This window comes from Candidatus Binataceae bacterium (assembly GCA_035308025.1).
Lineage (GTDB): Bacteria > Desulfobacterota > Binatia > Binatales > Binataceae > JAJPHI01.
The window spans coordinates 1-21,006 of the sequence record DATGHL010000011.1; the positions used below are offsets into that span (position 1 = coordinate 1).

13 protein-coding genes and 1 tRNA gene are annotated in these 21,006 nt (G+C 63.9%); 3 read left to right on the plus strand and 11 right to left on the minus strand.

Annotation, left to right across the window (positions count from 1 at the left end):
* Positions 1-509: 509 nt before the first annotated feature.
* Together VKS22_02650 and VKS22_02655 are read left to right on the plus strand one after the other, a co-directional pair.
* Positions 510-2,513: a reverse transcriptase domain-containing protein gene (locus VKS22_02650; protein ID HLW69500.1), complete on the plus strand. Its 2,004-nt coding sequence runs from the start codon at positions 510-512 to the stop codon at positions 2,511-2,513.
* A 39-nt stretch (positions 2,514-2,552) separates the two neighbouring features.
* Positions 2,553-3,371 (plus strand): aldo/keto reductase, encoded by an 819-nt coding sequence (locus tag VKS22_02655; protein HLW69501.1) that lies wholly within the window; start codon positions 2,553-2,555, stop codon positions 3,369-3,371.
* 125 nt (positions 3,372-3,496) lie between these two features.
* Here the strand turns inward: VKS22_02655 and VKS22_02660 are convergent.
* The 11 genes from VKS22_02660 to VKS22_02710 form a co-directional block, all read right to left on the minus strand.
* Positions 3,497-3,573 (minus strand) — tRNA-Arg (locus tag VKS22_02660).
* Positions 3,574-3,633: 60 nt separating this feature from the next.
* On the minus strand, positions 3,634-4,488 hold the full coding sequence (locus tag VKS22_02665; protein HLW69502.1) for a fatty acid desaturase: 855 nt from the start codon (positions 4,486-4,488) through the stop codon (positions 3,634-3,636).
* Between the two features lie 155 nt (positions 4,489-4,643).
* Positions 4,644-7,451, minus strand: a complete 2,808-nt coding sequence (locus tag VKS22_02670) for a hypothetical protein (protein ID HLW69503.1) — start codon at positions 7,449-7,451, stop codon at positions 4,644-4,646.
* Between the two features lie 29 nt (positions 7,452-7,480).
* Positions 7,481-10,807 carry an AAA family ATPase gene (locus VKS22_02675; GenBank protein ID HLW69504.1) on the minus strand — a complete coding sequence of 1,109 codons (3,327 nt, stop codon included), beginning with the start codon at positions 10,805-10,807 and terminating at the stop codon, positions 7,481-7,483.
* Positions 10,808-10,963: 156 nt separating this feature from the next.
* Complete coding sequence (locus VKS22_02680) at positions 10,964-12,061, minus strand: NAD-dependent epimerase/dehydratase family protein (protein ID HLW69505.1); 1,098 nt, start codon at positions 12,059-12,061, stop codon at positions 10,964-10,966.
* On the minus strand, positions 12,058-13,017 hold the full coding sequence (locus VKS22_02685; protein HLW69506.1) for a P-loop NTPase: 960 nt from the start codon (positions 13,015-13,017) through the stop codon (positions 12,058-12,060). Before VKS22_02685 ends, VKS22_02680 begins: the two co-directional genes overlap by 4 nt.
* Before the next feature lie 76 nt (positions 13,018-13,093).
* Entirely contained in the window at positions 13,094-13,546 is a 453-nt protein-coding gene (locus VKS22_02690; GenBank protein ID HLW69507.1) for a TraR/DksA family transcriptional regulator, read from the minus strand.
* A gap of 23 nt (positions 13,547-13,569) precedes the next feature.
* The gene (gene rimO, locus VKS22_02695) at positions 13,570-14,931 is read right to left on the minus strand and encodes a 30S ribosomal protein S12 methylthiotransferase RimO (GenBank protein HLW69508.1); all 1,362 of its coding nucleotides are present in this window, start codon (positions 14,929-14,931) and stop codon (positions 13,570-13,572) included.
* A 77-nt stretch (positions 14,932-15,008) separates the two neighbouring features.
* Complete coding sequence (locus VKS22_02700; GenBank protein ID HLW69509.1) at positions 15,009-15,713, minus strand: outer membrane lipoprotein carrier protein LolA; 705 nt, start codon at positions 15,711-15,713, stop codon at positions 15,009-15,011.
* Between the two features lie 24 nt (positions 15,714-15,737).
* The gene (locus VKS22_02705) at positions 15,738-17,915 is read right to left on the minus strand and encodes a DNA translocase FtsK 4TM domain-containing protein (protein HLW69510.1); all 2,178 of its coding nucleotides are present in this window, start codon (positions 17,913-17,915) and stop codon (positions 15,738-15,740) included.
* Between the two features lie 44 nt (positions 17,916-17,959).
* The gene (locus tag VKS22_02710; GenBank protein ID HLW69511.1) at positions 17,960-19,684 is read right to left on the minus strand and encodes a ribonuclease J; all 1,725 of its coding nucleotides are present in this window, start codon (positions 19,682-19,684) and stop codon (positions 17,960-17,962) included.
* Between the two features lie 147 nt (positions 19,685-19,831).
* Between VKS22_02710 and VKS22_02715 the strand changes: the two genes are divergently transcribed.
* Positions 19,832-21,006 (plus strand): DEAD/DEAH box helicase (locus VKS22_02715; protein HLW69512.1); only part of this gene is annotated, 1,175 nt, incomplete at its 3' end.

Sequence of the window (21,006 nt, forward strand, 5' to 3'; positions counted from 1 at the left end):
TCGTGCGCCGTGTCGGCGTGATTGAAGGAGGGTAAGACGATGTCTACTGGATAGCTGGGAAAATCCATGCGCACCCGACTTACCTCGGCCATTGGGCTGAAACCGGGAAACCGGCGGGGGAACGTAGCATGTCGGGAAAAGGCCCAAACGGACGAAGCCATCGTACGCCGGGCGGGTCAGCGCAAGACGCGGATGGCGAAAGCTGAATTGCCTGAACCCCAGTCCTCAGGGTGTTATCCTCCACGGTGACGCAGCGATGGTTGAAGCGTCATCCCGCGCGGAAGCCGGATAGCGCATGAGATCCGGCCCGAAGAGAGCGGTGCTGACTAGACGCTCTCGACCCAGCCGGCGCGGTCTGCCCGCCATCGGCGGGATCAAAGGGGCGAACGGGGCGCCTAATCGCGTCGGAACTCCTCAATCGTGCAAACACGGGATCGCCTAAACGGGCGTCGTGAAAACGACGGCCCGCACGGCGACAGAGCCGCAGTAGTAGCCGAACGCCCGACGTAATGGTCGGGACAGCCATCCAGATAAGAGGATGGACGGCCGCGGATGAAAGCGTGCGGGTGACCGCCGCGGAATTCCTCGCCGGCCGGGTGAAGGGCGGCAGTACTCGCGAATCGGTCGTTGCCGTGGAGGGTGTGCTGATGCTGCCGGAGTCGCTACGACGACGACTCGATTCGATCCGTAACCTGTCGCGACAGGGCAAGCGGATCAACGGTCTCTTTCGTCTGATGCTGAGCCCGCTCCTGTGGGAGCAGGCCTACGCCGAGATCGCACCGAATCGGGGCGCGCTCACCAAGGGCGTCACCGACAACACGCTCGACGGCTTCTCGTTCGAGCGGGTGCATTCCTTGATCTCGCGTATCAGTGCCGGGACCTACCGCTTTACCCCGGTGCGCCGGGTCTATATCCCCAAGCCCGACGGCAAAAAGTTGCGTCCGTTGGGTGTTCCCACAGCCGATGACAAGCTGGTTCAGGGCGTAGTGAAGCTGTTGCTGGAGGCCATTTACGAGCCGGTATTCTCGCCGCGCTCACATGGTTTTCGCCGCAACCGCTCGTGTCACACTGCGCTGTCCGTAATCCAAGACACCTGGAACGGCGTCAAATGGCTGGTGGACGTCGATGTGGTCGGGTTCTTCGACAACATCGATCACGGCATCCTGCTCGATCTGCTGCGCAGGCGGATCGACGACGAGCGGTTCATCCGCCTCATCGTCGGGATGCTCAAGGCTGGATACATGGAGAACTGGACCTTCCACGCCACCTTCAGCGGCACACCGCAAGGTGGTGTCGTCTCGCCGATTCTCGCCAACGTCTATCTGCATGAACTCGACGAGTTCCTTGCCGACATGAAGGCGCGCTTCGACCGAGGCAAGCAGCGATACGTCCATCTCCCCTATCAGGGACTGTCCACCGCCATTTGCAAACGGCGGCGCCTTATCGATCAGCTTCTAGCCCACGGCCGCACGGTCGAGGCGGAAGCGGAGAAAGAGAAGGTTCGGGAACTTCAGGTGAAACGCTCAACCATGCCGGCTAAGAACTGGTTCGATCCTAACTTCCGCCGGCTGCTCTTCTGCCGCTATGCCGACGACTTCCTGATCGGCGTGATCGGCAGTAAGGCTGATGCGCAAGAGATTATGCGGGAGGTCGCGGCCTTCTTACGCGACCAACTCAAACTCGAAGCCTCGGCCGAGAAGAGCAAAGTGAGCAAGGCGTCGGACGGAGCCGTGTTCCTTGGCCATCACGTTCGCACCGTGAACGTGGCCCGGATCAAACGAGTACGGTTCCAGGGCAGGTATACGCTTACGCGTGGTCACACCAGCCGCATCCGTCTGGTCGTTCCCCACGACCGCGTGGTGCGCTTCAACCGACGCAAGGGCTATGGCGATCTGAGCCGCCTCAAGGCGATTCATCGGCGCTATCTGATCGACAGCAGCGTGCTGGAGATCGTGCTCGCCTACAACGCCGAGATGCGCGGCCTCGCCAACTATTACCGACTGGCTAACTGCGCAAAGTACAGTCTGCGCAAACTGCACTTCCTGTGGCAGACCAGCTTGCTCAAGACGCTCTCGTTCAAGCTGCGCCGGTCGGTCAATCAGGTCGCCCATCATCTGAGGATCGGAGGTAGACTGGCCATCCGCGTCAAAGTGGAAGGCCGCAAGGAGCGGCTGGTCGAGGTCTTCGCGCTGAAGGACCTTAATAAACTTCCGGAGCTGGGTGCGGCAGTTGATCGATCGCCGAACAGCATGTGGACCGCAGGCCGTTCCGACGTGCTCGATCGTCTGCATTCCCGGAAGTGCGAGTACTGTGGCGCAACCGACGTGCCGTGCGAAGTGCATCACGCCCATAAGCTCAAGGACGTGAAGGACGCTCCGCTCTGGCAGCAAGTAGCGGCTGCACGGCGACGCAAGCGCACCGTGCTCTGCCGCTCATGCCACGACGCCCTCCATGCTGGCAAACTGACTAGTCGCGAACGGGATACTGAGATGCGAGTGCGGAGAGCCGGATGATGGGAAACTATCACGTCCGGTTCGGTGGGCGGGAGAGGGATGTCCTCGCCAGAGGCATCACCCTCCCGACCCAATGGTGAAGCCCTCGCACCCTTCCGCAAACAGGTGGTGATCGCTACTAAATTTGGCTTCAAGATCGGTACTCCAGGGGCGCTTGATAGCCGGCCGGAGCATATCAAGCAAGTCGCCGAGGCCTCACTCAAACGACTCAAGATCGAGGCCATCGATCTCTTCTATCAGCATCGAGTCGATTTGGAGACGCCAATCGAAGACGTGGCTGGTGCGGTAAAAGATTTGATTAAGGAAGGCAAAGTTAAGCACTTCGGTCTTTCCGAACCGGGCGCGCAAACCATCCGCCGCGCCCACGCCATCCAGCCCGTCACCGCGGTCCAGAGCGAATACTCGCTGTGGTGGCGAGAGCCTGAAAAGGAGATACTGCCGACGCTCGAGGAACTTGGCATCGGCTTCGTTCCATTCAGTCCGCTTGGTAAAGGCTTCCTCACCGGCAAGATCGACGAACATACTACGTTCGACAGTTCCGACTTTCGCAACATCGTTCCGCGCTTCACGGCTGAGGCTCGCAAAGCGAATCAGGCCTTGGTTGATCTGCTCGGGAGGATCGCGGAGCGAAAGAAAGCGACCGCTGCCCAAATCGCGATTGCGTGGCTGCTCGCCCAAAGGTCGTGGATCGTACCGATTCCCGGTACAACGAAAATCGCGCGGCTGGAAGAGAACAATGGCGCCGCAGCGATCAAACTTACGTCTGAAGACCTCCGTGAGATCGATAGCGCGGCTTCCCAGATCACAGTGCAGGGAGCGCGGTATCCCGAGCAGCTGCAGCGGCTGACCGGTCGCTGAAGGCAAGAGTCCTTCAGGAGGCACGGGGGATTATCACCACCGTCGATGAGAAGACCGCTGCGGTCTGGAAACCCGGGCCGTGCAGGACGGGAGCTCTCGGAATTAACTGGAAGCCCAAACGTGATTGGCGCGCCCGGAGGGATTCGAACCCCCAACCCTCAGATCCGAAGTCTGATGCTCTGTCCAGTTGAGCTACGGGCGCGCAAGATCGAGAACTTCCCTGAGCGGCTTCTGCACTTGGTCCTTGCGGACGATCTGACGCCTACGCCTTGCCGGCCGATTGGACCTCGCTCGCGAGTCCTAACCGCGCGAGGCCGCAAATGAGCCAGTAGCCGACGTCCGGCTGCCACCATCGCAGACCCATCCGCGCCGAGCGCGGAAACAGATGATGGTTGCGATGCCAGTTCTCGCCGAGAAAAAAAATCGTCACTCCGACCCACCATAGATTGCGTGAGGAATCCTCTCCCAGCTCGATCCCGGGTTCGGTATGGCAGGCGCTGTTGATCAGGCTGGTCGCGTGAAACGCAAAGGTCATGCGGATCGCGCCGAGCCAAAAAAAAGCCGTGAGGCTCCAGAGCGCACCGCCGAAGTAGGCAATCGCGAACATCGGAATCAACAGCCGGTTCCATGTCCCGAGCGAGAAGCGCGCGAGGTCCCGAGCGTAGGGCTCGCGCAAACCGTTATCCGCCTGCCAGTGCCAGGCGACGTGCGCGAACCACATCCCGCGCCACACCGGACTCGACGGGTCATCGGGCGTGTCGGTCTCCGCGTGATGCAGCCGATGCGTCGGGACCCAGCTCCCCGGTGGCGCCGCCCCGTTGAGCATCGCGAGGAAGATCATGACCGCGCGCACCACCGGATGCAGCGTCAGCGAGCGATGCGCGAGTTCGCGATGATAACAAATCACCGTGCTCGTCCCCCCGAGAAACGACAGCAGGACGAAAACCCCGAAGACGTTCCATCCGGGCAGCGGGCGCAGAATCAGGCCGACGAGCGCTGTGAGGTGAATCAGCAGCAGCCAGCCCAAAGTCAAAAAGCCCCAGACGTCCGTCGGCCACATCGAGGTTGGACGCGCCGGCAGCTCGAGCTGCGGCTTTACGTTCAGTGCGGTTTTCAAGATAAGTTAGTTCCTGTCGGCGACGGCCTGGTTCTGGGTAGGAGTTGCGGGAGTACTAGGAGCGGAAGCGATCAGGCTGCAGGCGGGTTGGTATCCTTCACTTTTCAGACTTACCGTAATTGACGGTTTCAGTCGTTGATTTTTTTCGCTTCACTTTAATTTTCTTGCGACTGCGATCGTTCCGCTGCTAAAAATCTCAAGGTCTTGAGACCCGGCATGAAAAAATAGCCGCCGCCCTTGACGGTCACGAAGCGCGGCATCCCGGCTAGCCGCCGCGCGGCCGGCTGCGCCTGGATCGTGAACCCAGCCCCTTCGCCGTTAGCTTCATCGTGATCTCCGACGATGGGATCGCGGTCCGCGTTGAGGTCCATGAAGGTCGGATCGTTGAGCCAGTTCTGCTGGACAAACTCGAACTGGCGCAGCAGGTCGCCATTGAGCGCGATGAAACAAATGCCCTGGTCGGCCGGCGCACCCGCGCTGTACTCGGAATACTTGCGGCCACGACGGATCAGCCGATGCCGCCTCACGAGCTCGCGCGATTTCGCCGCCGTGAACGGCAGCGAATCGCGCGGATTGGCGCGCCGGATATGTGCGCCGATCGGACAGACGAGCCCCTCCGCATCGGTCGCGGCATAGCCGAAATCGTTGTTCAGATGATTGTCACGTCCCAGCGCGGGAACGTCGTGGGCCGGCGCCAACGCCAGCGGAGCGCCACTGCGCCAGCGCCCGATGAGCTTGGCCGCCGTCAATTCCATCCGCTCGGAGTCCCCTTCCCCGCCCGCGCTCGCCGAGTTGGCCGCGACGAAAGCCCAAAAGCCGTCAACGTCCTGCGAAAGTTTTCGGAAAACTAAATACGTGCCGTTCATGCCGAAGGCACGCAGATCTTTTCGCGCTCCAGGATGTTCCCACAGAATTCTCCGCGGGTCGTCCTGCTCCCCCACGCTCGGCAAACGAGTTGTGTAACCATACTCATTCTGATGACCGAGCACAAACTCACCGGTCGCCACCGGAATATTGCCGGCGTCCGCCAGCTTATGCGTCAGGCCGCGTACCGCCGGCTGCGCGATCCCGTCGCGAAAGCCGAACGGCTCCGTGCGATCGCCTGCTTCGCGATGGCAATCCTGCCGCTTTACCAGGCTCAGTCCGGCGCGTTCGAGTTCTTCGCTCCCGCAGATTTCACTGAAAAGCCGCCCGAGCCCCGCCTCATCCATAGCGTAGAGCAGAACGAGCAGATGCGGCGCTTGATCAGGCGTCGCCGCTCCTCCGAACTCCCAGCGCGCGGACGCGCTCGCGCCGTGATCCCCCAGTATGGCCGCGGCCTCAGGTCGATCGATCCCGCCGACGAATTCGCGCGGAAAGCCGTCGGGTAAGTTGCCTTCCGAAGCTTCGATCAAACTCGCCGGCAGGCCCATCGCCTTCAGCCCCGCCCACGTGAACGCGACATTCACGCAAGTCTGATGCTTGCCCTGAGGAGGCCGGATAGCTGTGGTCACCCGCTCATTGACGCTGCGCAGCCAGGCTCGCGCCGCTTCTATCGCGCGGCCGGCTTGCGGCTCCGCCAGCCGGAGAAAAACATAGCTCGCGTGATCCAGATGATCATAGCCGCTGACCAGCAGCCCCTGCAGATCGCCGCGCTCGATCCCCTCCTGCGCCTCCGTCTCGCGCCATTCGCGCGCTTCTGCAATCGCGATCGCGCGCGCCAGCCGATCGCGGAAATCAATATAGCGCTGCAGGTTGCGCACCGAATGGGCGCCGTAAGCGCGATAGATTAGCTGCACCGGCTGAAAATGCTCGCGCACCTGCTGCTCGTAAGGCTCGATATTGTAGGCGCCGCGCCAGAACAGAAATCGCGTCGGCGTGAAGGCCTTGACGTTGGCCCAGACCGCGTTGATGCCATAGGCGATAAGGTCGGAGAAGTCGCCGAGATAACCCGCCCAGCTACCGTCGAAATTGCTCAGAAAGAGCACTCGCCTGCCGCCCGCGTCGTCGAAAACAATCCAGCGCGCAAAGTGAATCGACGCCATCGCGCCGAGCTTGCCAAAGATGAACAGCCGCTTGGCGAGAATCCCGCCCACGGTCAGCACTGCCCCGATGAGAAACCGTCGAAAGCGGGACGTTCGCACGGTCGCGAAGGTGCACAGATGGTTTTGCATGCCGGTGTTGTAGCCGGCGTAGTCGGCGGCGGTAACATCGTGCGCGGTCGGATCGCGCGGCCCGGCGGGCTCCTGCGCCTCGCGAATTTCGTAGAGGCGGATGACCGGCAACAACAGAATCAGGGGCAAGGCGATTAGCGCGGCCAGAATCACCCATGGCAAATTGATCACGAGGCGCCACCAGAGCCGGCCGCGTGTCATGCCGAAGAGCCGCGGCCGAAGCTCGTCAGGCCCAGCGCGAAAATGATCCGCCAATTTGACCATGAGGTCGCGCTCGCGCAGATTCTCGAAACCGGTATCACGCGAATGTTGCGTCCCCCGCCAGTCGCGATAACTGAATCGCTCCGGCCGTACGTGCGCAAGGTAACGCTCAGCTTCCGCATAAACCTTGATCGCGTTTTGGAGGTCGTCGAGCGAGCGGCCGGGCAACGCAACAAAGAATGCCGCCGAGGGCTTGTTCCTTGAGGGAACCTGCAGAAATTCTTTAACCGCTTTGGGGTCTGCGGTCCCTGCATCCGGGTAGCCTTGGCATGACCGATAGATAGAGTCGAGGATTGCGCCCCAGGTCTTGATCAGATCGTCGAGGTGGTCCTCCAGCGCGCCATCGTAATTGCTTTCGAACACCAGCTGAGTCGAGTCGCTGTTAGAATCCGGGATGATCAGCCACGCCGCGTAGTGGACGGTTCGCGGCGCCGGCAATGGGGCGCTCCCGCTTTCGTGTCCTTCGCGAAGAGTTTTGAGCCGCGCACGCAGTTCGTCGGCGCATCCAGCCCGAATTTCGGCGATAACCGTCATGCCGCTTTGCTCCATCGCTTCCCCTTCCGCGTTCGGCAAGCGGCCTAGACCGGCGGGCCAGGCAGACGCTTTGCGGCACTCGGCGCGCCCGAGCCAGCCCCCTCGGCGAGTTCGCCCAGCAGAGCCTGCGCCGCGTGCAGGTCGTCGCTGGCGCGATCGCCGCTGAAACTGCTCGCCTGCGCGGAGAGCAGAGCGTGCGCGTCCGCGACCTGCCCGCGCGAGCGCATCAAACGGGCGAGACTAATCGCAGCGCGCAGACTGCACGACGCCGCGCCCAACCGTGCGCCCTGCGCCAGCGCCTCGCGCAGGCTCCGCTCCGCCAACTCGCCCATCGCCACCGAGCCGCCGCCGTGGCGTGCGAGCAGCTCACCGCGCTTCCACAGGACCAGCGGCAGATCCAGCGTCTGCTCGCCCACTGCGTCAACCGCCTGCTTGAGCGTCGAGCGCGCCTCCTGCACCAGGCCGGCGCGCTCCTGCACCTCGGCCAACAACGCCAGCCACATCGCAATCCCGAGCCGGTTGCCGGCCGCCATGAAACTCTCCATGCCGGCGCTAGCCTCAGCCAGTCCCGCTTCAACCTCACCCCGCTGCGCCAGCGCCCAGCCATGCAGGATCCGTCCGAGATCGAACAGCACCGGAATCGCCGGACCGCCGGTCAGCTCGATCACGTTCGCCGCCAGCCGCGCCGTGGTCTCACTCTGCCCCATCAAGGCCGCCAGGGAGGCGGCAAAGAAGCGATTGTGCACGATCACATAGGGCTTACGCAGCCGATCCGCCAACGCGGTCGCTGCGGCCATCCGCTCGCCGGCCAAAGCCGCTTGACCCATCTGCCACGCCGTCAGCGCCAGATACTGCAGGCACTCCGTCCCCGGATCCTGGGGATTATTGCGATGATCGCTTTCGCGGTAGGCCGCCTGCGCTTCGCCGAGACTGGCGGACGCTTGCGCGAGATCCCCGCGATGGTAATTCACTACACCCCGCATATAGTGGCCCCAGACCGCCCCGATCGCACTCTGCCCGGCCGCGTTTTGCACGCGATCCACCAACGTTTGGGTCTCCGCCAAACGGCCGCGCAGAAGCGTCACCGAAGCGAGCCCGGTCAGGCTCAACACGACCTGCGTCGGATCGCCGAGAGCTTCACTCAGTGCACCGGCGCGATCATATGCCGTCGCCGTCTCGAGCGCCGCATAGCCGTGCGTCGCCATCAGAATTGGCCCGATCGCGAGCTGAATCATCAGCTCCTGCTGGTCGCGTTCCGGCCCCGGCGGCATGCTCATCAAGCGCGTCAGCGCCCGCCGGTAATGAACCTCGGCCTCGGCCAGCGCGCCCTGCCCCCGCGCCTGCTTCGCCGCCAGCGCGAGAATAGTCACCGCGCGCTCGGGCGGCGCCACGCTGCCGGCACTCCACAGATGATGCGCCAGGTCGTTGGCGTGCTCTTCGAGCGCGGACGAGTACAACCGCTCGAGCGCGTCGGCGACCCGCAGATGCAGATGTTGCCGGCGTGAGATGCTGAGTTCACTCAGTACGCTGTTGCGAATCAATTCGTGCGCGAACTGGAACTGCGCCTCGGGGTAGATTAGCGCCGAATTGATCAGCCCGGCGCGCTCTGCCGCTTCCATCCGATCAATCAGCGGGCCCTCTTCGCCGCCAATCACTGCCCGCAGCATTGAAAAGGTAAAGGAACGGCCAATCACCGCCGCGGCGTCCAACACCTCCTGCGCCCCGCGCGACAGGCGTGCCACCCGCCGCCCGATCACCAGCCGCACGTTGTTGGGCACGGCGAGTTCATCGAGTCGCAAGTCGCGCCGGATCTCGCCCGCAGCGTCAACGTTGCCGGGCTGATCCGCCAGATGCTGATACAGCTCCTCGATAAAAAATGGATTGCCGTCCGTAAGGGCGTGAAACTGCCCCACCAGACCGTCGGGCAGAACCCGCCCGCTGAGCCCCTGCAACATCGCTCCCACCGCGTTTTCGGGCAGGCCATCGAGCTTGATCCGCTCGACCAGGTGGCGGCGAACCAGCTCTTCAAGAGCTTGGGCGAGTCCACCCGCCCTTTCGATCTCCAGGTCGCGATAAGTCGCCACAATAATCACTGGCCGCTGGCGTAGCGCCCGCGCCAGATGAAGCAGCAGGCTGAGCGAGCCTTCGTCGGCCCAATGCAGATCCTCGACCACCAGCAGCAGCGGCCGGACCGCGGCGATCCGCGCAAGGATTTCCGTGAGCGCGGCGAACAACGCGCGACGCGCGAGCTCAGGCGGAAGTTCCTGAGCCAATGGAAGATCGGGGAACAGCCGCCGCAATTGCGGCGTCAGCCGCGCCGCTTCCAGCACCTCTTCACCGAGTTCCTTGCGGAGCGCCTGCGGACTCGCCGCGCGCGCGGCCAGCGTTTCCAGGATTTCGACGAACGGCAGAAACGGCACGGCATCGTCACGCTCATACGAGGCGCCGGTCAAAACCCGCAAACCCGCCCGCGCCGCCTCACCGGCGAATTCACGCGCCAGCCGTGACTTACCCACCCCCGCAGACCCGGCCAGCGCGATCACGCTGCCTTCGCCGCCCCGCGCCCGCACCAGTGCGTGGCCGAGCTGCGCCCGCTCGGTTTCGCGCCCCACGAACCTGGTCCGCGTCGCGAAATCCTCCAGCTCGTCGGTTTCCCGTCGCGCCGGCGACGGCGCACCACCCGATGGCGTGGTCACTGCTTCAGCTTCGGATAACGCGAAACGCCAGCTCACCGGGTTCGCCGTATCCGGTTGGTAAACGCAGAAGGCGCCCGTGCGGATCGTCCGGTCGAGCAACTCTCCCAGCGCCCGATGATGCTCGCCGATCTTCCGCACCGTCGACCGGATCGCACGCGTGACGTTGAGCCGCGCGCGCTCAGCGATCGAGCCGGAGCGCCGATCCCTCCCGCCAAGCCCGACCGCCTGCACCAACTCGTGCTCCAGAAACTCGATCTCTCGCTCGACCTCTTCGGCCGCCTCGAGCTTGCCCCTCTCGCGCAGCTCCTCGAATTCTTCACGCAGCTCCGTCAACCGCCTGCGGTACTCTTGCTTGGCCTGGAAATCGAGCACCTCGCCCGCGTCGCCCGCCAGACCCGCGCGGATACTGACGCCCTGCGGCAGCTCGCCGCCGATCGCGGCGGTCGAGGTCTCCTCGCGCGGCGCGGCGGAGAGATCGAGTGCGTGAAATTCAATCTCGGGATACCGTAACAGGCGTTGGAGATGGCCGAGACCCTTGGCGTCCTTGAGTTGGAAGGTTGCCCCGCCAAGGCCAAGCACCCAGTACTCGCCATGGACCGCGAAGATCCCCTCGTGTACCTGCGCAAGCGTAGATCCCGCAGGGCTCTCGCTCTCAGATTGCTTGATCTCGGCCACTCAGATTCCCTCGCTTCAGCGCTGTTCTTAGCGGCCGAGAGCGAAGACTCAGCAAAGAAATGACACTATAGCTCGACCACGGCAACGGTATCACCGCTGCGAGATTGAGTAAAATCTTCCGAATTAGCGGTTCGCGAGGTTCAGTTTGTCAGAATTTTAAGACCAACGCTCGGCGCGCGGTTTCCCGCCGGGGCCGCTGTAGGTGGCGGTGTAGCCCGGCTCACGCGCGAAGGCGACTCGCGGCATCCGCGCGCAAAGCCCCTTCCACGCCGTGATCAGCTCATCCTCCGCTCGATAATCGAACGGATCCTGGATGATCTTCTCGTCGGCGCCATTCGGCTCGAGCGGATGGGCCTTGAGCCAGCGGGCGGTCAGCGCGAGCCCCTCGGCGGGCGCGACCACATCGTCGTAGCCCAGTTGTGCGCGCAGCTTCGCCAGGTCGAGCACGCGATGGGTCGTCCACGGCTGCGCGATCAGCGGGCGGGCCGGGAGCGCAAACTCCCACGGCATCGAGACGATTTCGAGCGCCTGCCCGAGCGCGTCGGCGATAATCTCGACCACCTGCCGCAGCGTCAGCATCGCGCGATCACCGCAATTGTAAATTTGCCCGGCCGCGGCCTCAGGTTGATCAACCGCCAGCAGCAGCGCGTGCGCCGCGTTCTCGACGTAGCCCATATGGTTCAGCGTCAGGCCGTCTTCGGGAAGTATGATCGTGCGACGGCCGTCGAGGATGCGCCGCACGATACACCATTCGCGCGGTGCGATCTGATACGGACCGTAGAGAAACGGATAGCGGAAATGGGTCGCCTGCGGATGGCTCTGAAAAACCGCCTGCTCGGTTCGCGCCACCCGCCAACCCTTGGCGTCTTCCTCCTCGACCGGGACGACCGGCGCGTCTTCGGCGACCGGCACCGGCAATCCTTGCGGACGCAGAACGCCGGGGTTCATGTAGCCGCGATAGGCCGGCGCCCCGCCGATCGAAATAAACCGCCCCGTGCGACCCGCCATAATCTCGGCGATACGCCGCAACCGCCCATACGCCGCAATCGTTAAATCAAACGTCCGTGTTCCGAGCGCGCCGCGCAGCGCTTCCTCGGAAAACGGATCAGTGTGGATATGCTCGACCGTCGCCGGAATTTCGTCCAGTTCGTGGCGTCCGCTATGCAGCATCGCGACTGTGTAGCCGCGCGCCAGCAATCCATTGACGATGAAGTGCCCGGTCGGCCCGGTGCCGCCGATAACCAAAGATTTCATCGCTGGCTCGATTCCATTCCGCGCTCGATAGCGGGCACCGGCGGCGAACTGACCGCGTCGATCAGCCGTCCCAGCCCCTCTGCGATCGCAATCAGTTGCCGCGTGAGCGGCGCCTCCGGATATTCGCGAATAAAGATCGCCCCGCGATCGCAGGATTCAGCCAGACGAGGATCGAACGGCAGGCGCTCGAGTAGCGCGACCCCCGCCGAGCGCGTCGCCGCCGCGATATTGCCCTGCGGCATGAGCGGGCGTACAGCATGGCAGCCGTCGCAACTGAAGCCTGCCATGTTCTCGATCACGCCGTGAACCAACGCGCTGCTTTCGGCGGCGAAATTCAGCATTGCGATCAGATCTCGCGCCGCCGCCCCCGAGGGATGGCAGACTGCGATGAGGTTCGCTTGCGGCGCTATTGGCATCAGCCGCGACAGCGCTTCGAGACCTGGCGCCAGGTCAATCAACAAAATATCGAGCGCACCAAAGCGAATTCGCCCCAGCATCCGCGCCAGTGCTTCCGTGTATCCGTCGCTGCTCGGGCGGTGGCCGTTGCGGTTGAAGGAGTTTGCAGGCTCGACCAGGCTCACAGGCGCTTCGTCGGCAAGAAAGCTTATGGCCGGCGCTTCCCGCTCGTTGAGCAGATCGATCCCGGCGACGCGCAGGCCGAGCGGCCCGGCGGCAGGTTCGATCCAGTCCGCCGCCGGCATCCGGCGCGCCGGCCGCATCCCGAGCATCCCGACGATGCTCGGCGAGTTCAGATCGCCATCAAGCAGCCCGACTTTGCGGCCGCCTTGCGCCAGCGCAACCGCGAGATTGACCGCGAGCGTACTTTTCCCCACCCCGCCGCGGGCGCTGGCCATCGCGACCACGGTCTTCACAATGGTCAGATTGCTTGCTATCTGCAATTTACGACCATCCGCCGCCAGCGCTGCGCGGTCGTCGCCGTCCTTGAAAATTCTCATCAATTATTCGCGACGCGGGCCGGACCTCCCCAAGGCGTCCGGCGCATCTCCCCCAAACCTTAAGCCGGATAAAGTATCAGGCGCTCTCCTCGTCGGCATCGGTCGAACCGATTTTACGGTAAACGTTGCGGCCATCATCAGTCCGCCGCTGCGAGCGCGCCTCGCGCTCCTGATCCTGCTGGCAGTCGCGGCACAGGCGCGTAAAGGGCATGACGCGCAAACGCTCGTCGGCGATTTCGAGTCCGCACGACTCGCATTCACCGTAGTTGCCTTCGTTGATGCGCGCCAGCGCGTCTTCGATCTGCTGGCTCTTGGCGCGTTCGCGATCGGACAGGATAAAATTGATTTCGCGATCGCGTTCCTCGGAAGCGAGATCGTACGTATCCATACCCTCGTCCTTGTTGGCTTCGCGCTCAGCCTTCGCCTCAGACTCGATCTCGGCGAGCAGCTTGTCCTTCATCTCGAGCAAAGCCGCGCGCTGATCGCTCAGGAATTTCTTGCGGGACGAGGCTGCGGATTTCTTGGCCATCGGTTACTAAAACCCCTTTCGAGCTAGGCGATCGCGGCAGTTATCTCGCCGACGAGATCGTAAGTCCGCGCCGCACTGATTCGCGCGCGGACAAACTCACCGGCCACGGCGTCGCCGCGCAGGACCACCATGCCATCGATTTCGGGCGCCTGACTCGCGCTGCGGCCGCGCAGGCGCGTCGCGCGTCCGCCCGGCGAGCTGCCTCCTGACGCTATCACGCCTTCCACCAGGACCTCGATTTCACGACCAATCTGCGCACGATTCCTGGCGGCGGAAATCTCGGACTGCAACTCCATCAGTTGCCGGCGGCGCTCGCGCTTGACCCGTGCCGGCGTCTGATCGGGAAGAGCGCCCGCTTCGGTATCTTCCTCCTGCGAATAGGTAAACACGCCAACCCGGTCGAATTGTTCCGCACGGACGAATTCTATCAGCGCCTCGAAGGCCGCCTGCGTCTCGCCCGGAAAACCAACGATAAAGGAGCTGCGCAAGGCAATTCCCGGCACCCGCCGACGCACCCGCTCGAGTAAGCGGCGCAAGCCGTCGCCCGAGCGCTCCCGGCGCATTGCGCGCAGGATTCCGTCGTCCGCGTGCTGCAGAGGCATATCGATATATTTAACCACTTTTGGCAGTGAGGCCACCGCCTCCAGCAGCTCGTCGCTGACAAAGTTCGGATAGCAGTAGAGCAGGCGAATCCAGCGCAGCCCATCGATCGCGTTCAACTGCCCAAGCAATTGCGCCAATGACGCTCGTGGCGCGAGATCGCGGCCGTAAGCGGTCAGGTCCTGCGCGATTAGATTGAGCTCGCGGGCGCCGGTTGCGACCAGAGTCCGCGCTTCCGCGACGACGTCGGCGAGCGGGCGGCTCTCATGGGGACCGCGAATTTTCGGAATGATGCAGAAGGCGCACTTGTGATTGCAGCCCTCGGATATTTTCAGATAGGCCGAAAAGAAATCTCCGGTCCTGATCCGCAGCAGCTCGGCGCGGGGCAGCAGATGGGCCGCGCCCGCGTATGGAATCGGCCGGTTCTGGAAGGTTTCGGTGCGTTTGAGCAGCTCGGGCAGTTCGAGGAAGTTGCCGGTGCCGACGAAAATATCGACCTCCGGCAGCTCCGCGCGGAGTTCGGCGCCGTAGCGCTGCGCCAGACATCCGCTCACCACTAGTCGGCGACCCGCCGCGCGCCCCTTGAGTTCCGCAGCCTGCATCACCGCCGCCAACGATTCTTTTTTGGCCGCTTCGATAAAGGCGCAGGTGTTAACCACCAGCACATCAGCGGTTTCCGGGTCCGTCGTCAGCTTGAACCCCGCGCCTGCTAATACGCCGAGCATCAGCTCACTGTCCGCCTGATTTTTGGGACAGCCCAGCGTTAATAAATGGACTCTCTCCATGAATGATGCGCCGATCTAAGGGACTAAACTTGTATTCTTCGCACGAACGCGGCGCAATCGATTATGTGTGCTCCAGGTTACTTCTGGTGCGGGGCGGTTACGATATCGGCGCCGGGCGGCGGCGTGAAAGTGAACAGCGAGTTAGCGAGCGGGACATTGCGCCGAATATCCGAAAATTTGAGCAGCGTCACGTTGCCAAGCGCGTCGGCAACCTGCAATGTCACGATATTCAAGCTTTTCGCATCTAGTCCTAAGCCGATTTTATCGCCGCCGTCTTTCGGTGTCACCACCAGATGATCGAGGCCGTCGGCTGGAGCGTCCGCCAGCAACTGCGCATCAAAGTCGCGCTGGAGATTGGCGACTCCAAGGATAAAGGCGGCGGCGCTGCGACTCTTGAAGGCGTCGCCGAGCGGCATCTCGATAACCTGATTCAGCCCGGGGTCGTAGTCATACAAAGTGGCGCCGTCGGCAATTACGCTCTCGGGCGCTGGCTGGTCGAACTCCCAGCGAATCCGGCCGCCCTTGCGATAGGCGACCTTACCCGAGCGCTCGCGCGGAGGTCCGCCCGCGCTGGTCAGAGTCTCGGTGAATTTCGCGGTAAACGAGTCGGTAGTCTCGTAATGGCGTTGCAGGCGATCGAGGATTGATTTTAGGTTCGTGGTTGGGTGCGCCACCGCCATCACCGCCGCTCCAGCGATGCCCATCACCATCGTGGCCGCACCGATCATGACGACGAGCGCCAGCGCCGTGCGAAAGATCGTCTGATTTTTGCGCGCTCTCATTTCAGGTTGATCAGATCGGCCGGATCAGCTTGCGCGGATGCGCAGTTCACGGGGGCGCGCGCCATCGGCCGGCAGCACCAATCCGTCGCGCTCCATCTCCTCGACCATCCGCGCCGCGCGATTGTAGCCGATCCGCAGCCGCCGCTGGATCATCGAAATGGACGCCTGCCCGGTCTCGGTCACGATGCGCACCGCGTCATCGTAAAGCGCATCGCGCTCGCCGCCGCCCTCGCCGTCACCCTCGGCCGCGGTCGCCGTTTCAAGAATTTCCATCTGATAGTCGGGCGAGCCTTGCGCGCGGATAAAGTCGCAGACCTTGCGGATTTCGGTCTCCGAAACGAAGGGGCCGTGCAGGCGGCGCAGCTTCGCCGTACCCGGCGGCATGAAGAGCATGTCGCCCGCGCCGAGCAGCCGTTCGGCGCCGATCGCGTCGAGGATCGTACGCGAATCCACGCGCGAGGTCACCTGCAACGAGATGCGCGCGGGCAGATTCGCCTTGATCAGGCCGGTAATGACGTCGACCGACGGCCGCTGCGTCGCCAGGATCAGATGGATACCCGCGGCGCGCGCCTTTTGCGCCAACCGCGTGATGTCGCGCTCGACGGTCTTGCCTTCGCTCAAAAGAAGATCGGCGAGCTCGTCGATCACGATTACGATCTTCGGCAGCCGAGTGTGCGTAATTGCCGTTTCCGCGTCCTCGCCGTTCGCCGCCGATGGCGCACGCAACTGGATCAGTTCACCGGCTTCGCCGAGCGCGCGGTTGTAACCGTCGATATTGCGCACGCCGAGGTCGCGCATCATCCGGTAGCGCGCCTCCATCTCGCGCGTCGCCCACAACAACGCCGCCGCGGCCTTGTCGGGATCGACCACCACCGGGACCAGCAGATGCGGGATGGCGTCGTAGCTCGACAGCTCGAGCATCTTGGGATCGATCAGGATGAAGCGCACATCGTCCGCGGTTGCGCTGAAGAGGATGGACGCGATCATCGTGTGAATCGAGACCGACTTACCGGTGCCGGTGGCCCCGGCGATCAGCAGATGGGGCATCGCGGCGAGGTCGGCGGCGACCGGGCGGCCCGAGATATCCTTGCCAAGCGCGATGGTCAATTGGCTCTGCGCCGCGGAGAATTCATCAGCCTCGATAATCTCGCGCAGATAGACCATCTCGCGCTTGCGGTTCGGCACTTCGATACCGACGACGGCCTCGCCCGGCACCGGGGCTTGAATCCGTACCGTCGCCGCCCGCAGCGCCATCGAGAGGTCGTCCGCCAGATTGACGATCTGACTGACCTTGATGCCCGAGCCGGGCTCGAGTTTATACATCGTGACGACGGGTCCGGGCTGCACCTCGACCACCCGCCCCTCGACGCCGAAGTCGCCGAGCTTTTGTTCGAGCAGGCGCGCGCTGCGTTCGAGCGCGGCTTCGTCGATCTGCGTATGCTCGAGCGGCGGGGTATCGAGCAGCGCCAGCGGCGGGAGCTTGTAGGCGCCATTGGCGCGTGGCCGCGGCGGCGCGGCTGATTCCCGCGTCAGGCTGCGTGATTGATTCATCCCCCGCTCGGACCCAAGCCGCGGTTCCGGGCGATTTATCGCCAACGGCGGGCGACTCGTGATAATCGGCGTTGTAGCCGCATCTGTCGCGAACGAATCGAGCGCCGTCGGCGGCGCGCCGGATATGACCTTTGGTCGGATCGCGCCGCCGATCGTCGCAGCGAGGTCGGTCGGGGCGCGGCCGGCGAGGATCGCGATACCGCAGAGCAGCGCTACCATCACAACAATAAATCCGCCGCCCAGATTGACGTAGGCACGCAGGTTGTCCGCAATGACTGCGCCGATAACTCCGCCCGGGTCATTGCCGACGTCGCTCAGCGTGATCGCTACGCATAGCGCCACGATCACGAGTGCGCCACCTATTCCTTCGCGTGCAACGGCGGCGGGCAGAGAGTGCGCGGGATCGCGCCGTCCGGTCCAGAGCTCGCGTCCCAGCCAACCAATCAGGATCGCCACCATGTAAGACTGGAACCCAAACAGCCGGCTCATCCCGCCGGCCAGCTCTGCGCCGACCGGGCCGCCGAGGTTGATCGGCCAGCGCGCATCGAAACAACCCAGGCTCAGGATCGCGAAGGCGGCAATCGCCCACAGGGTTACCGCGCCCAATTCCGCGACAATCCGGCTCGCCGCAACGTTTTCGTCCGCGGCCACGACCAGCTCGATCGGCGGAGATTTCCCGGCCTGCGCGATAGCGGTCAGATCTCCATGACGTAGGGAACGATCAGCGGACGCTTACCCAAGGTTGAGCTGAAGTAGCGTTTGAGGACGCGGGCCATCTCCTCGCGCAAGCGCGCCTGATCGATCACGGCGGCGAAGTTCTGGCTTTGGCCGCGCGTCGCAGACTCCGCCGCCCCCTTGAGCCCTTTGCCGCTAGCGCCGTTAAGCCCCTGGAGCCGGCCCATCAGCTCGGCGCGGGCGCGCGCCAGATGAGGCGAGACGCCATCGCCCTCGACCACGCCGCGCGAGATCAGATCGGGTCCGGCGACAATCTTGCCCGTGCGCGCCGAAATTGCGACGATCGCCAGCACTGCGCCGTCATGGGCCAGCGTCCGCCGCTCACGGATCAGGCCGGCGCCGCCGAATTCCTCGCCCTCGACGACCTGGCGGCCCGAACGCACCGCACTGCCGCGCCGCGCTTCGCCGCCCGACAAAACCAGCGTGTCGCCGTCTTCGAGCAGGAAACAGTCGTCCTCGGCCACGCCCGCGGTGATCGCGAGCCGCACATGATGCGCCAGATGGCGATACTCCCCGTGAATCGGCACAAAATGACGCGGCCGCACCAGCCGAATCATCTCGACCAGCTCTTCGCGACAGGCGTGACCCGAGACGTGGACCGGCGCGACGCCGTCATAGAGGACTTCGGCGCCGCGCTTGAACAGCTCGTTCACCACCGAATGAATCGCGCGCTCGTTGCCGGGGATAAAGCGCGACGACAGCATCACCACGTCGCCATGCTCGATCCGCACGGCAGGATGATTGTCGTTGGCCAGTTTGGTCAGCGCCGCCAGCGGCTCGCCCTGACTGCCGGTCGCGAGAAAGGCGAGCCGGCGCGGTTCGAGAAAGTCCGCCTCGGCGGTATCGATAAAAGTTCCGGCCGGCAGATTAAGCTGGCCGACTTCCATCCCCAGCCGGACGCTTTCCGCCATCCGCCTCCCCAGCGGCACGACGAAGCGGCCCGCCTCGTGTGCGACCTCAGCGAACTGGCGGATACGGTGCAGGTGCGACGAGAACGACGAGAGGAAAAAGCGGCCGCGCGTCCGTCGAATCAAATCATCGATGACGGGCTTGAGCGAGCTCTCCGAACCCGCGCGCCCCTCACGCTCGACATTGGTCGAATCCGAGAGCAGCAGCTCGACGCCCTCCTCGCCCAACTGCGCGAAGCGCGTGGTGTCGAAGCGCACGCCGTCAACCGGCGCCGGATCGATCTTGAAATCGCCGCTATGGACGATCAATCCGGCGGGCGTCCGGATCGCCAGCGCAACCGAGTCCGGAGTCGAGTGGGTTACGCGCACCGGCTCGATCGTGAATGGCCCGGCCTCGATGATGCGGCCGGGCGTCATCTCGCGCAGATCGCAGTCGGCCGGCCCGTCCTCGCGCAGCGAACGCCGCGCAAAGGCGAGCGTCACCGCAGTCGCATATACCGGCGCCGGAAATTTCTGCAGAAAATAAGAGAGCGCGCCAAGATGGTCCTCGTGCGCGTGGGTCAAAAACACGGCCTCGACGTGCAGGCCGCGCACTTCGAGATGGCGCAAATCGGGCAGCAGCAAGCCCATCCCGAGAGCGCGATCCTCCGAGAACATCACGCCGACGTCGATCACGACGGCGCTGTGTCCGCACTCGATCACCATCAGGTTGAGCCCGATCTCGCCGAGCCCGCCCAACGGTACGATTCTGACGGAGTCTTTTCCGGTAACCGCCATCAGCCTCCACCTGCCGCCCAACCCTTGCAGCCGTGCGCAAATTATATAAAGCGCCTTGGCGAGACGATAGCGGCCAGCTTGGAGTCTCCGGCGGCCCGCGACGTTGCCGGCGAAAGCGGATCGACGCCGCCGTGCTATGATCGACGCATGACTGGTACGCTTGCGGCCTTTCATCCCGTCGTGCGCACGTGGTTCGAGCGCCGCTTCGGCACACCCTCGCGTGCGCAGGAGCTCGGATGGCCCGCGATCGCCGGAGCGCAAACCGCGCCGGGACACGACGTCCTGCTCTGCGCGCCGACCGGCAGCGGCAAAACGTTGGCCGCCTTCATGTGGGCGATCGACCGTCTCGTGCGCGAGGCTGAAGGCGGCGTCCTGCGCGACGAAGTCGCGGTGCTTTACGTCTCGCCGCTCAAGGCGCTCGCCAACGATATTCGGCTGAACCTCGAGGAGCCCCTGGCCGGCGTCGCGGCCGTCGCGCATGAGATCGGCGTCACGCTCGCGACGATCCGCGCCGGCTTGCGCACCGGCGATACGCCCGCGAGCGATCGCGCCGCGATGCTCCGGCGGCCGCCCCACATTCTTGTCACGACCCCGGAGTCGCTCTTCATCCTGCTGACCTCGCCACGCTTCCGCGAAAAGCTGCGCGCGGTCCGCTGCGTCATCGTGGACGAGCTCCACGCGATCGCCGGCAACAAGCGCGGCGCTCATCTGATGCTCACGCTCGAGCGGCTCGCGCGCATGATCGCCGCCGGCGGCATGCCCCGTCCTACCCGTATTGGACTTTCCGCAACTCTCAACCCCATAGCGACGCTCGCCAGTTTTCTCGCCGGCGCCGAAGTCGACGCCGCGGGCCTGCGCACGCCGCGCCCGATAGATGTAGTGCGCGCCGACGACACGCCGCGCGAACTCGATCTGCAAATCCTCGCGCCTGGCCCGGAATTGGGCTCGCTCACAACGCATCAGCACTGGGAGGCGATGTACGACGCGCTCGCCAGCCTGATTCGCGAGCATCATACGACGCTGGTTTTCACGCTGAGCCGCCGCTGGGCCGAGCGTATCGCGCTTAACCTGCAGAAGAAGGTCGGCGCGGACGCCGTGATGGCTCATCATGGCAGCCTCGCGCGCGCCGAGCGGCTCGCAGCCGAGCAGAAACTCAAGCGCGGCGAGCTCAAGGCGATCGTCGCCACCGCGTCGTTGGAACTCGGGATCGACGTCGGCGCGGTCGATCTGGTCTGCCAGGTCGATTCGCCCAAATCGATCTCCGCCGCGATTCAACGCATCGGGCGGTCGGGGCACAGCCTCGGCGGCACGCCCAAGGGACG

Excerpts from the sequence above, each read along its gene's own strand:
- VKS22_02700 (HLW69509.1), bottom strand. The coding sequence starts at position 15,713 with ATGAGAGCGCGCAAAAATCAGACGATCTTTCGCACGGCGCTGGCGCTC.
- rimO (HLW69508.1), bottom strand. The coding sequence starts at position 14,931 with ATGGAGAGAGTCCATTTATTAACGCTGGGCTGTCCCAAAAATCAGGCG.
- VKS22_02710 (HLW69511.1), bottom strand. The coding sequence starts at position 19,684 with ATGGCGGTTACCGGAAAAGACTCCGTCAGAATCGTACCGTTGGGCGGG.
- VKS22_02690 (HLW69507.1), bottom strand. The coding sequence starts at position 13,546 with ATGGCCAAGAAATCCGCAGCCTCGTCCCGCAAGAAATTCCTGAGCGAT.
- VKS22_02670 (HLW69503.1), bottom strand. The coding sequence starts at position 7,451 with ATGGAGCAAAGCGGCATGACGGTTATCGCCGAAATTCGGGCTGGATGC.
- VKS22_02650 (HLW69500.1), top strand. The coding sequence starts at position 510 with ATGGTCGGGACAGCCATCCAGATAAGAGGATGGACGGCCGCGGATGAA.
- VKS22_02685 (HLW69506.1), bottom strand. The coding sequence starts at position 13,017 with ATGAGAATTTTCAAGGACGGCGACGACCGCGCAGCGCTGGCGGCGGAT.
- VKS22_02680 (HLW69505.1), bottom strand. The coding sequence starts at position 12,061 with ATGAAATCTTTGGTTATCGGCGGCACCGGGCCGACCGGGCACTTCATC.
- VKS22_02655 (HLW69501.1), top strand. The coding sequence starts at position 2,553 with ATGTCCTCGCCAGAGGCATCACCCTCCCGACCCAATGGTGAAGCCCTC.